The 12,209-nt window shown below is 36.2% G+C and carries 11 protein-coding genes and 2 pseudogenes; 6 read left to right on the top strand and 7 right to left on the bottom strand.

What is annotated here, in order from left to right:
• The 7 genes and pseudogenes from LFLEISCH_RS13655 to LFLEISCH_RS13685 form a co-directional block, all read right to left on the bottom strand.
• Window positions 1-182, bottom strand: a pseudogene (locus tag LFLEISCH_RS13655) (hypothetical protein); the annotation flags it as partial.
• A gap of 44 nt (window positions 183-226) precedes the next feature.
• Window positions 227-829, bottom strand: a complete 603-nt coding sequence (locus tag LFLEISCH_RS13660) for a hypothetical protein (protein WP_007477702.1) — start codon at window positions 827-829, stop codon at window positions 227-229.
• A gap of 211 nt (window positions 830-1,040) precedes the next feature.
• Window positions 1,041-2,228 carry an amidohydrolase gene (locus LFLEISCH_RS13665; protein WP_007477704.1) on the bottom strand — a complete coding sequence of 396 codons (1,188 nt, stop codon included), beginning with the start codon at window positions 2,226-2,228 and terminating at the stop codon, window positions 1,041-1,043.
• A gap of 12 nt (window positions 2,229-2,240) precedes the next feature.
• Complete coding sequence (locus LFLEISCH_RS13670; protein WP_007477706.1) at window positions 2,241-3,638, bottom strand: MFS transporter; 1,398 nt, start codon at window positions 3,636-3,638, stop codon at window positions 2,241-2,243.
• Window positions 3,635-4,840: a M20 family metallopeptidase gene (locus LFLEISCH_RS13675; RefSeq protein ID WP_112153860.1), complete on the bottom strand. Its 1,206-nt coding sequence runs from the start codon at window positions 4,838-4,840 to the stop codon at window positions 3,635-3,637. The genes LFLEISCH_RS13670 and LFLEISCH_RS13675 overlap by 4 nt, the downstream gene beginning before the upstream one ends.
• A 216-nt stretch (window positions 4,841-5,056) precedes the next feature.
• Window positions 5,057-7,398 (bottom strand): annotated as a pseudogene (locus LFLEISCH_RS13680) (helix-turn-helix domain-containing protein).
• A gap of 355 nt (window positions 7,399-7,753) precedes the next feature.
• Window positions 7,754-8,644, bottom strand: coding sequence for a LysR family transcriptional regulator (locus tag LFLEISCH_RS13685; protein ID WP_007477711.1), 891 nt, complete (start codon window positions 8,642-8,644; stop codon window positions 7,754-7,756).
• A gap of 102 nt (window positions 8,645-8,746) precedes the next feature.
• On the opposite strand from LFLEISCH_RS13685, the gene LFLEISCH_RS13690 reads away from it, so the two are divergent.
• The 6 genes from LFLEISCH_RS13690 to LFLEISCH_RS13710 form a co-directional block, all read left to right on the top strand.
• Window positions 8,747-9,310 (top strand): DapH/DapD/GlmU-related protein, encoded by a 564-nt coding sequence (locus LFLEISCH_RS13690; protein WP_007477714.1) that lies wholly within the window; start codon window positions 8,747-8,749, stop codon window positions 9,308-9,310.
• 350 nt (window positions 9,311-9,660) lie between these two features.
• The gene (locus LFLEISCH_RS13695; RefSeq protein ID WP_007477716.1) at window positions 9,661-10,053 is read left to right on the top strand and encodes a hypothetical protein; all 393 of its coding nucleotides are present in this window, start codon (window positions 9,661-9,663) and stop codon (window positions 10,051-10,053) included.
• Between the two features lie 8 nt (window positions 10,054-10,061).
• On the top strand, window positions 10,062-10,424 hold the full coding sequence (locus LFLEISCH_RS13700; protein WP_040504892.1) for a hypothetical protein: 363 nt from the start codon (window positions 10,062-10,064) through the stop codon (window positions 10,422-10,424).
• Window positions 10,425-10,427: 3 nt separating this feature from the next.
• Window positions 10,428-10,964 (top strand): LicD family protein, encoded by a 537-nt coding sequence (locus LFLEISCH_RS13705; protein WP_051057327.1) that lies wholly within the window; start codon window positions 10,428-10,430, stop codon window positions 10,962-10,964.
• A complete protein-coding gene (locus LFLEISCH_RS16290) occupies window positions 10,961-11,182 on the top strand; it encodes a LicD family protein (protein WP_149022068.1) in 222 nt (73 codons plus the stop codon). Before LFLEISCH_RS13705 ends, LFLEISCH_RS16290 begins: the two co-directional genes overlap by 4 nt.
• A gap of 12 nt (window positions 11,183-11,194) precedes the next feature.
• Window positions 11,195-12,209, top strand: a 1,015-nt coding sequence (locus tag LFLEISCH_RS13710) for a glycosyl hydrolase family 28-related protein (protein ID WP_007477722.1), incomplete at its 3' end; no start/stop codon positions are given.

Raw genomic sequence — 12,209 nt, forward strand, 5'->3', positions numbered from 1 at the left:
TTGGAGCCATGCTTATTTCCCCCACTTATGACTCCAATAATAACTGGAATAGAATTCATATTTAGGCCAATGGAAGCAATGAGGATGGCACACATTAAAATAACGGAGTCGCTCGTTTTAATTTTTAAATCTGAAATAATTTTTTCTCTAAATTCTAGTGCATTATAATTTGTGTTAGCCATAATTTCTCCTTTAACGGCAAGTATTATATTTTAAAATTTCTTGTTTAAATCTGGGGTTTTTTAAACATAAGGTAGAGTTCCGAAATATGTGCAATAATGATGGCTAGAAAAGCGATAATTGTTCCAATAATTAATAGATTTTCGTAACTTTGGACCTTATCTAGCCAATTGGAAAGAAGTGTAAAAATACCTGTATGGTTATCTAGTTTTTTTGAAACTTCCTTCACCTTTTGAATTGATTTTTGCGGATTATCAATAATATTAGCTAAAGAATCTTCTAGCTCCTCTGAATTATGAGATAATATGGCTTTTTTGGCTGTCACGACATTCGTATGGATATTTTGATAAGTATGTAGGGATGTGACAGTAAACATTATCATGAAGGAAATGAGTGACAAAAGAAGTAAGCCGTAACCGCTTGTAATGGCAATACTTGTTTTTGTCCAACCTTCTTTTTTCTTCGCACGAAACATAATGATAATAATAAAAATAGGGATGACAATGATAAATAATAACTCAATAATAATGAAAATGACCGTACTCTTTAAAGCGGCTACAATTTGGTGCAAGAAAAAAGTAACCAAATCCTTTCCAGCAAGCAGGTTAACGATATTGGCTACTGAAAAATCAAAATGCCCAGAAACCATATTCCAAATAATCTCTCTTTGAAAAAGTAAGGCCAAAAAAAGCGATTACAATAAAAAATAAACTCGTAATTAGCACAATTTTTCTTTCCCTAATCATTTAAATTCCCCCTTATATATGTACTTACTTTCATTCCCCGATTTCGCGTTTTGTAATCACAAAAAAAGTATAGTACAGCCAAATCAAATGACCATACTATACTTTTTATTTTTTTTAATCAAGTTTGTAGTAATCTAGTACAACATCAGCGACAGCTTTAGCGGCCACTAAAAGAGCATCTTCATCAATGTCAAATTTCGGATGGTGATTAAAGTATACTTGTTCAGTCCCTTTTGGTTTAGCGCCAATGTAGAAAAATACGCCTGGAATTTTTTCTAAATAATAAGCAAAATCCTCAGAACCAGAAAGCATTTCGTACTCAGAAACAGCCGTTAAATACTCGCCGACCCCTTTTTCTAGACTAGCCACAACTTGTTTGGTGACATCTGGATCGTTATAGAGCGGCGGATAATCATTAGTATAAGTAAATTCAGTTTTAACCCCAAACATCGCTTCGATTCCGCTCACAATACGATGGATTTCCTTGTCAATTTTATCGCGCGTTTCCGTATTCATATAACGGACGTCGCCTTCAAGCGAAACAGCATCTTTAATGACGTTGAAACTACCTTTCCCGTCAAATGAACCAATTGTTACAACGCCTGTGTCAAACGGATTTAGTCGTCTACTTATAACTGTTTGAATAGCAGTCACAAAATACGCAGCAGCAACAATCGCATCATTTGCCATATGCGGGGAAGAACCGTGACCACCAACACCCTGCACTTTTAGGTTAAAATAAGTACGCCCAGCCATCGAATACCCACTATGATAATAAACCTCGCCTGATTCACCAAAAGGAAAGACATGAATCCCAAAAATCTGTTCTACGTCATCTAAAATACCAGATTCCATAACGCCTTTCGCTCCGCCTGGTGGCGTTTCTTCCGCGTGCTGGTGCACAATTTTAATGGTACCCGGAATTTCTTCCTTCAACTTAATGAGACAGTCTGCTAAAACAAGCAAGTAAGCTGTATGACCATCATGTCCGCAAGCATGCATAACACCATCATTTTCAGATTTAAAAGGAAGACCAGTTTCTTCGTGGATAGGTAAAGCATCAAAATCTGCTCGAAGCGCAATTGTTTTACCTGGCTTACCACCTTTAATTGTGACTACAACGGCATGGCCGCCTCCAACTTCTTCGGCTACATCGACATCTTTTCCTTTGTAAAAATCACGAATGAATTTTGAAGTTTCTTCTTCATGGAACGATAATTCAGGATGAGCATGTAAATGGCGACGGATTTGGATGATTTCGTCTTTTCGATCAGTTAACATCTTCATTAATTGTTGACGCATAGTATGACCTCCTTATTGATTAAGTTCGACAGATAAAACTTTTTTGGCTCTTGGCGTTGTGACAATAACTGCAATGAGAGAGACGATGCAAAAGGCTACGTTGGTTAATAGGCCGATGAGTGCAGCTAAATCGACATTTCCTGAAGCAGCAATGACACCATAAATTGTAGCTGAAATCGCAACTCCAAAAGAACCGCCGAGAGAACTCGCCATTTTATAAATACCAGAAGCAACCCCAACTTTGTCCTCAGGCGCATTTGAAACCGCCGTATCAGTTGATGGTGTAGCATACATGCCAAGACCAACCCCGAATAATGCAAAACCGATAAAGACAAGTATAGTATACAATATACCCGGTATAAATGTAAGGGCCATAAGTGTGATTCCGATTGCGGTTATACTAGATCCCATAATCATCGGTTTTCTGGCACCAATTCGTTGCAGAATTTTTTCACCTACACGAATCATGCCAAGTGCACAAACTAGATAGCCGATGGAAAGTAGTCCCGACTGGAAAGCTGTAAACCCACGCCCAACTTGCACATAGGTATTTGCGACAACGAGTGTTCCAGCCACTGCATTGAGTAGAAAATTAGATAGTGTTGCGCCAGTGTAAGCCCTATTTTTAAACAGAGAGAAGTCTATAAAACTGTTTGCTTGACGAAGTTCTACGCGGAAAAACAGACCTGTTGAAAGGACGAAAATGATGATCATTGTAATGGTTGTAGCGCTTGCCCAGCCAAATGTTGAACCACGTGTAATAATTAAGTTTAAGCAGACCATGGCAACGACAAAAAGAATGAGGCCGAAAGAATCGAATTTTGCCTTAGTCGTTTGGACAACTTTACTTTCTGGCGTGCCTTTAATTAAAAGCATTGCTAAAAGTGAAAAGGCGATAGAGAAAATGAAAATCCAGCGCCAGCCCATATACGTGGCAATCGCGCCGCCAGCAAATGAGCAGATACCAGAACCACCCCATGAACCGATGGACCAGTAACTTAAGGCTCTTTGTCTATCTGCGCCTTCAAAATATGTTTTCATAAGAGCAAGTGTTGCGGGCATAATACAAGCTGCTGAAAGTCCTTGAATAATTCGCCCAATAATTAATAGTGTTGCTCCTTGTGTAATAACAAGAAGTAATGAACCGATAATGCTTAGAACAAGACCGAAATAGGTCAGTTTCATCCGCCCAAATTTATCTGCCATTCCGCCTGCTACAACAATAAAAATACCTGAAAATAGGGCGGTTAAGCTGATGGCGATACTAAGTAAATCTGATGAAATACCAAGATCGGATTGAACATCTGGAACAATGTTAACCATTGATTGTGCAAATAACCAAAATGTGATAACCCCAAATACAATCCCAACAATAAGTTTATTTGTTCCTTTATAGGCAGTAGTTGTCATTTGTTTGTCTCTCCTTTTAAGTAATCTAAAACACACGCACCCATAGCTTTTGAAGCAATTAAAAGAGCATCTTCATTTATATCAAATTTAGGATGATGATGCGGATAAAAATGTCCGTCAGCAGGCATTGCACCTACATAGAAGAATACACTTGGACGTTCCTTCGCATAATAAGCAAAATCTTCGGAAGGGGGCTGTGGCTCGCAGCGTGTAACAGCCGTAATTTCAGGAATAGCTGAACTTTTAATAGAATCGACAACAAAATGAGTTAAAGCTTCATCATTGTTTAAAACGGGATAATCATTTTTGTAATCAAGTTCACAAGTCACCCCAAACATTGCTTCAAGTCCGCCTACAATGCGTCTGATTTCCTTTTCAATCGTCGTTCTTGTTTCTTCTGACATCGACCGAACATCGCCTTCTAACTCGACCGAATCTTTAATAACATTGAAACTTCCCTTGCCATCAAAAGAACCAATTGTAATGGATCCAACATCAAATGGATTTAAACGCCGACTAATTACAGTTTGAACAGCTACCACAAACTCACTCGCCGCAACAATCGCATCATTTGCCATATGAGGAGAAGAGCCGTGACCACCAACACCTTGCACTTTTAGTTTAAAATAGGAACGTCCAGTTTGGATGGCCCCCTCGCGATAAGATACCTCGCCTGTTTTCATCGTTGACATGACATGAATACCAAGAACATTATCAACCCCATCTAAAGCGCCGTCTTGAATCATTTGAATAGCACCGCCTGGGGGAGTTTCTTCAGCGTGTTGATGCAAAATAACAATTTTACCAGTAAGCTCGTCTTTCATTTCAATTAAAGATTCCGCCAAAATTAACATGTAGGCTGTATGCCCGTCATGACCGCAAGCATGCATCACACCTTCATTTTTAGAAGCGAAAGGTAAGCCAGTTTCTTCGTGAATAGGTAACGCATCAAAATCCGCACGAATTGCAAGTGTTTTACCAGGTTTTAAAGTGTCAATCGTCACTACAACCCCATTACCACCAACATGTGTCCGTACATCACAATCTAACTTTTGATAAAAATCCGCAATATATTTTGCTGTGTTTTCTTCGTGAAAAGACAACTCCGGATGCTCGTGCAAATAACGACGAATTTCGACCATTCGACTTTGTTTCTCATTTAATTTTTTAAATAATTCTTCTTTCATCGTCTTAACCTCCATTTTCATACGAATGCTGGCCAGAACATTAGTATTTATAAGTACACCTTTATTATAAGTAAGTAGAAAATAAAAAAAGGTTGTTTAATTGCTTATTTATAGCTTGAAAATTTCCTTTTTTTAATACGGAATAAAAGTGAGGACAAAAAAACGGTGTTGAACTCATAAAAAAAGAGCAACACATTGGTTGCTCATATCTATATTACTTGTAGCAGGTTTTTAAATCGTCCGTCTAAACTCGTAAAAATGAATCGCATTTAAATCGAGATAAGCATAAAAGGACCAGTCATCTGAAATGACCTCATCACTTACAGTTAGCGTAGGTTGGGAAGCATCCACAATATAATCAAGAATCTCCTTATCTAAACCGTGCTTACTATTTAATTGCCAGTATTTAGAATAGAGCGCCCCGTTATCGCGGTCAAATTGCCATTTGCAAACTTGATATTCACCAGGAGCCATACCTTTTATTTGCATATGAATTTCTTTTCGCTCCGTTTTTAAAAATTCTTCTTCAACGGAATAGCGGGGATTAATCGTAGCACAGTTGAATAAAATGAGTTGATAACCATCCGCGTAACAAGTCAAAATATAATCGTTCCCTTTTGCCAAAACAGTGCCTTTAAGCCTTTGAATAAACTTCACTGCATAAAACGCCGGCCTTTTTCCATTAAAAAAGTGAAAAAGCTCTAAACCATCTAGATTGATGTTTAACTTGCTACCATCCTCCTCATGAAGCTCTGTGTTAATCCAAAAACCAAGTGCCTGCACTTCTTTGGTTAAATCAAGCATGGTTTTTAGGACGAGGGCGCCACGGAAAAAAGTACCATTCGTGTACCTTGTGTTTCCCGTGAGTGTATTCCAATTTACTAGCATAAGCGGCTTATTTATGTGATGTTTCTTCAAAAAGGCCTTTAACTTTAGCGTTTTAGAAAGACAATAATCCTCTGAAAGTAAAAATGATGCCGCATCTTCTTTGGAAAAATCTACCGCTTCATTTTGATTCGCATTATAAGCTACAAAGTCAATTTGTTCTGCAACATCTAGGAACCAAGTATGCCGCGTGGGAACGGCGTTTTAGATAGAGAAAAAGGAACGAAATTTCCAATTTGAATAGCAGGTAAAAGGGATTTAATTAGCTGATATAATTTTTTATAAAGCCGTTTTAATTCACTTTTTTCTGCAGAAGTATACTTAGGATTAAAAAACATAAAATGCCATTTTGAGACAAATTCACGTCCGAAAACTTGTACAGAATGTCTTAAAAAATGATCGAGCCTTTTAAAAACTGCTTCTTCATTTTCGGAGATATCTTGATATTCTAGCCGGACAAAAAGATTTAAGTTTTGCTGTTTTAAAAAGGTAAGGGCCAAATCTGCATTGGCATATGGCGAGGATGTGGGGACAAGTTCATCGGTTTCCATATCAGGCAAAAAGGTTGTGCCGCTAAATAGATGCCGAATTCCAATGTAATTAATGCCCACTTCATCACGTCCAGTTAAAATTTCAGTTTGAACATTTTCTTTTAAAACCTCATTTAATTTTCCAATAGTTAAAATATGCACGTTTTTTGTTAATTTATAGGTCGTTTTATTCGTGAGTTCAATCGTTTTTCTTTCAAATGGTGCCGCATGCAATTCTCTAGCAGGTTCGATTTCTTGATAGAAATTAGATAGCTGGCTCAAAATGTCAGGCGTAGGTTCAATCTGTACAATTTGTTTTGTAAATGAATGTTCGCTTGGCTGTTCGAAAAGCTTTTTTTCTGAATGATGCTTCGCCCGGTAATGGCTAGGCGTTATTTGAAAATGGGCTTTAAAGCTCTCTGAGAAATGTTTTTGACTCGAAAATCCATTTTTTAACGCAATATCGGTAATGCTTTCAGTAGAGTAAAGTAGATTTTGGAGGGCGTTTTTTAATCGGATTTCTGTTAAGTAATGTAAAAAGCCTACGCCGGTTGTTTTTTTGAAGTAACGGGATAAATAAGCCTCACTCAAAAACTCCTTTTGCGCGAATTCTTTTAGGGATAAGGGCTCAAAAAAGCGCTCTTCGATTTCTCGGATGATTCGTGAAATACGCTTATCACCTGTTTCCTTTCTTAAAGAAGAGGGCTTTGCGGTTTTAAAAAAGCGGGTGAGGAGCTGCATAATTTGAAATAAGGCACTTTGTGCATCTAGTTTACTCGCCGACTTTTCCGCACTGGAAGCGACTAGAAGCTCGGTGATGCTCTTTCGAAGTGAAGCAACAATATGCTCACGGCCTGGCGCGCTCTCTTTTGAGAAGAATTTAAAAGAGTAACTAAAATAGTCTTCAAAATAATAAGCAAAGAAGGAATCTGATATTGTGCAATCAATAATCGAATGATTGGTGTTCCCGTGTATGGTGTAAGGTGTATGGCGGTCAAGGATTAAAATATCGCCTTCTTGTAAAGTGAATTTTTGTTCAGCAGTTGTAATCGTAATTTGGTTTGAAATGGCAAAAAATAATTTTGTACCCACCGAAATTTCCGAAGAAGGTGATTTAATATGCTGAATACCAATTGTATAATCTTTTATGCGAGGCATATACTTTCACTCCTTTTTTCATATACATGTCATATTTATCTTACCACAAGCGACGAGTGAAAGAACCAAGAATGACGGAGCAATGTGTAATTTGCCCAAAAATGCTTTTTTTATAGAGAGTGAAAAAAGACTACTGTATCAACGATTTTAGGGATTTTTCTTCATATTTGTATGATCAAAAAAGTAATAAAATATATACAGATTTTTAAAAAGGAAATCGGTATACTAATTTATATCATGCTGCAATATTCTCGTTCACAAATAGAAATCTGAAATAATGCTTCGCCATCTTGCATGAGTGGCACGTGAAGTTAGCGGAAACTAATTTCGCGAAAAACGCTCTTTAGTCATCAGGCTAAAGGGCGTTTTTATGTGTAGACGCAGCTCGTTTCAACTCAGATAAAAATAGTTCGGCAGCATGTGATAATGGTTTATGCTTTTTCCAAATAATTGCTAAATCTGCAAATAGCGGCGGATCGAGTGGGCGAAAACAAAGCGGACTTTCACCTGTTGTATTTAAAATACCATCTAAACAAAGCGCGAAACCGGCACCTGATTGAACGAGTAGAGAAGCATTGTAAAGGAGATTATAGGTTGCAATTATCCGCAAATCAAATACATCGTGTAAAAGCCAATTTGAAATTTCTTCATCCGCTCTAGGCTGGTTGGAGATAATGAGCGGAAGCTCGGATAAATCTTCTTTGCGAATGCTTTTTTTAGAAGAAAGGGGGTTATCCTTACGCATTAGAATGCCCCACTGATCTTGTTTAGAAAGTTTGATGAAATCATGTTTAGATTGGTCAATGCGCCCGATAACAAAGCTGAAATCCAGCAATCCCCTGTCCATTTTTTCACTAAGCTGTTCACTGTTCCCGCTAAATAAATGCAGGCGAACATCCGGGTGAGTTTCCAAAATATTCTTATAAACATCCGTAATAATTTCAACAGCCTCACTTTCACCACAACCAATATAAACATCGCCAGCAACGACATTTGTTTGTAAATTCGAAGTCGTCTTATCTATAAGTGCAATGATTTCACGTGCTTGTTGAAGAAAAAAAGCACCTTTTTCTGTAAGTGTAATATGGCGATGCCCTCTTTCAAAAAGAATCACGCCTAGTTCCTCCTCTAACTCATGCAATTGCCGTGATAAAGTCGGTTGAGATAAGTGGAGAAACTTTGATGCCGCCGAAATACTCCCTTCCTGAACCACAGCAAGAAAATAACGTAAAACGCGAATTTCCATATTTTCAACTCCTATGCCTGAAAGTTATAAAAAAGTATTTAATATAGGTATTTGTTATATATAAAATAACGCTTTAAACTAAGAAGTACAAGTAAAGAAGGGGTGAAAAAAATGGATTTGCGAGAAAAATTAATCAATCGTACTATTTTACCAGATGATCCACTTTTTGATGAAATTCATGAAATTGTGGCCCAAAATAAGCCTAAAATTCATCATTTAAATTCAGCATACTTAACTAAAAAAGAAATCCATGAGTTGCTTTCCGAAATTACAGGAACAAAAATCGATGCAACATTGGACGTAAACTTACCATTATATACTGATTTTGGTAGAAATTTAACAATCGGGAAAAATGTTTTTATCAATTGCAATGTCATGCTTACAGATTTAGGTGGCATTACAATAGAAGACCACGTTCTAATTGGCCCTGGTGCACAAATTTTAAGCGTCGGACATCCTCTAAGCCCCGAAAACCGGCTAGGCGTCGTCTTAAAACCCATTTTTATTAAAAGAAACGCCTGGATTGGAGCTGGCGCAACTGTGCTACCAGGTGTAACTATCGGAGAAGATGCTATTGTAGCTGCAAATGCAACGGTCACAAAAGATGTCCCAGCCGGCAAAATAGTAGCAGGAACCCCTGCTAAAATTATCCAATCAATTGTCTAATATATAGAAGAAAAACGCATTTTAAGTTTTTGAAATGCGTTTTTTTTCGTCCAGATAACGTGAAAATAGCAGGTGTATACTAAAATTCTCAAATTTTAAAAGTTGTTGTAAACTAAAGAAGTAGTCAAGTACTACAGGAAAAGAGAAGGGAGGAGACATCATAGAATAGCGAAAAATAAAATAATCCTGCCTAGTATATGAATAGGTATCAAACTTTCACTAAAAAGGAGTTTTTCGAGTTTAATATTCGTTTTTTTGTCACAAGTTTGGAAGGTAAGTAAGGTATAATAGTAAATATAGTATTAGTGTCATGGTTTTTTTCTGAAAAAAACACAAAAAGGGGTATTGGAATGAAAAAAGAGTTAAGGCGATGGATGCGCAAAGGCTATTTTTATATTAAACAAAAAAGACAAAAAATGAGTAATGGGATAACTTTAACTTTTTATATGAAAGAGAATACAGAGAGCGAAGACTTACTTGTTATTTATAGTGCCTTACCAGTGAAAGGAAGCTCGGTCTATAACTATGTTCGAACACTCGATGATGTGAATTGTAATAAATTATATATTTTAGATGATTTTGGAGAAAATAGAGCAGGCGTATTTTATCTTGGTGAGAATGGAACTATGGATGTTAGGGATGCAGTGAAAGAACTCATTACAAACATACAAAAAAAACAAAAAAAATTCAGCATACATTTTTTTCGGGAACATCTAAAGGCGGTTTTGCTGCGCTTTATCTAGGCATTGATATGCAGGTAGATAAAATTATAGTGGGGTCACCTATCGTTAAAGTTAAGCATTTTTTACAAGACACAGAGGAAAAAAGAGCTGTTTATAGAGGTATAACCGGAGAAAAAGAAAAGTATGAGTATAATCATTTGTTGCTCCAGAGAATCCAAGAACAGCAATTCGATGGAGAAATATATTTACAATATTCCGAGTTAGAAGAAATTTATGAGAATCAAATTGATGAACTGGTTGAGACACTTGAAAAAAATAAATACACGCTTTCAAAAGAAAATGGCATGTACAGTAAGCATTTAGATACACGTTTCTTTTTTCCGATGTATTTAAGAAAAATTTTTAACACTAGTGATAGGAATGGAGTTTGAATGATGGAAGAAATTCGTAGGATACAGCTTGAAGTGCTAAATGAAATAAAGAGAATTGCAAAGAAACACCAAATTTCCTATTTTCTAGATGGCGGAACTTTACTAGGGGCGATTGTATACGGAGGATATGGTCCGTATGATGATGATATTGATATAGGAATGGTGCGTAATGATTATGAAAGGTTCTTTGAAATCTGTAAAAAGGAATTACATCCCGCTTTCTATGTTGACGAGGCGCGTTTAAATGATGATTATCATCTTGTTTTTATGAAAGTAAAGAAAAAAGGAACAACATATCTAGAGAAAAATGGGTGGAGTTCGGAAGTGTTTGTTGATATCTTTCCATATGATTTCATTAGTGATAATTTGTTAGAGTTTAAAGTTAAAAAATTTATCGCAAGACAATTAAAAACAATTATCATTATTAAAAAAGTGCCTGTTCTTAGAAAAAAGAGATGGCTTCTTATTAAAACCTTATTCTTTAGGAGAAATAGTTATTATCAACAAGAGTATAGAAAATGGGTAGAGTATAAAAAATAAAAAACAATTATCTTTTTAATTTTGCAGGAGAAAAAAAGAACAAAAAAGAATTGATTCCTTTGGATGAAATTTTACCAACAAAAGAAATATTGTTTGAAGGGCATGCTCATTCTGTTCCATATGATGAAGCTAGGTTTTTAACAAAGATATACGGGAAGAATTTCTTAGATGATTATTTAAGAAAAAATAGATTTGAACATTATAAAAATATAAAGTAAGGGAGATAAAAGATGTATAGAGGAACACAGAAAATTAGCAACGTAAAAGATTTTGGAGCTGTAGGGGATGGTATAAAGGATGATACACAAGCCATTCAAGATGCCATTGATAGCTTATATGAATTTCCGGTTTTGCATGCCAATAACACTTCTGAAATGAGTAAAGAAGGTGGCGTAGTCTATTTTCCAGCTGGTAGTTATAAAGTGACTAAAACGATTTATATTAATAAAGCTGGAGTGTTGTTGGCAGGAGCAGAATCATTACCAACTGTTATTACTCCAACTGGAAAGCTAGTTAATGGAGAGTTGATTTTTGAAGGACAAGAAAGTGGGAAGCCAGTATTTGAGTTCGCCTATTTTGATGGGGTTAATAATACAGGAAATAGAAGTTTTATTCGAAATATTGGGATGTCAAATTTAACATTTAACTTAAAATTTGTAAATAAAGTTACAACAATTAGGATTTTGAGACCATATGATTTATGTGTATTTAAAAATTTAATGTTTTTTAATATAAGAGGGACGGCTATTCAGGCAGTAAGTGATCTTGAAAATAGTGTATTTCCTGCACAAGGATTAGGACAAGGCTTAATTTTACGTGATATTCATATCGATAACAGTGGAAGCGCACAGAAAAACTATACAAAATTTTCGGCGGATAAAGGACGTGCTGAAGACGCTACTGCACCAGTAATCCATTTAGAAAATTTAAATGAAAGTAGTTTAACAAATGTAAAAATTATTGCTTGCGGGAAAAAGGCAGATTCTGAAGGGAAAATTATTGAAACTAATAATTTGGGAACCATTGCACATGCAGAACGAAATGCTGTTATTTTACAAGGATGTCAAGGAATTACAATTAGAGAGTGTGCTTTTACACAAGTCTCAAAAGCAGCTATCTTAATACAAAGAGGTGTTTATGGGAAACAAATAGATTCTAAATATCATTTTATTCAAAGTAATACATTTGAAGAGATAACAGAGACAGGTATTACACTTGATGGTGGTGCTGGAGGATTTGCAGGTG

The sequence above is a fragment of the Listeria fleischmannii subsp. fleischmannii LU2006-1 genome (assembly GCF_000344175.1).
Taxonomy (GTDB): Bacteria; Bacillota; Bacilli; order Lactobacillales; family Listeriaceae; genus Listeria; species Listeria fleischmannii.

Bases quoted from the DNA above. Each gene is read 5' to 3' on its own strand.
- LFLEISCH_RS13665 (WP_007477704.1), bottom strand. From the start codon at position 2,228: ATGCGTCAACAATTAATGAAGATGTTAACTGATCGAAAAGACGAAATC.
- LFLEISCH_RS13670 (WP_007477706.1), bottom strand. From the start codon at position 3,638: ATGACAACTACTGCCTATAAAGGAACAAATAAACTTATTGTTGGGATT.
- LFLEISCH_RS13700 (WP_040504892.1), top strand. From the start codon at position 10,062: ATGCAGGTAGATAAAATTATAGTGGGGTCACCTATCGTTAAAGTTAAG.
- LFLEISCH_RS13685 (WP_007477711.1), bottom strand. From the start codon at position 8,644: ATGGAAATTCGCGTTTTACGTTATTTTCTTGCTGTGGTTCAGGAAGGG.
- LFLEISCH_RS13675 (WP_112153860.1), bottom strand. From the start codon at position 4,840: ATGGAGGTTAAGACGATGAAAGAAGAATTATTTAAAAAATTAAATGAG.
- LFLEISCH_RS13695 (WP_007477716.1), top strand. From the start codon at position 9,661: ATGAAAAAAGAGTTAAGGCGATGGATGCGCAAAGGCTATTTTTATATT.
- LFLEISCH_RS13660 (WP_007477702.1), bottom strand. From the start codon at position 829: ATGGTTTCTGGGCATTTTGATTTTTCAGTAGCCAATATCGTTAACCTG.
- LFLEISCH_RS13705 (WP_051057327.1), top strand. From the start codon at position 10,428: ATGGAAGAAATTCGTAGGATACAGCTTGAAGTGCTAAATGAAATAAAG.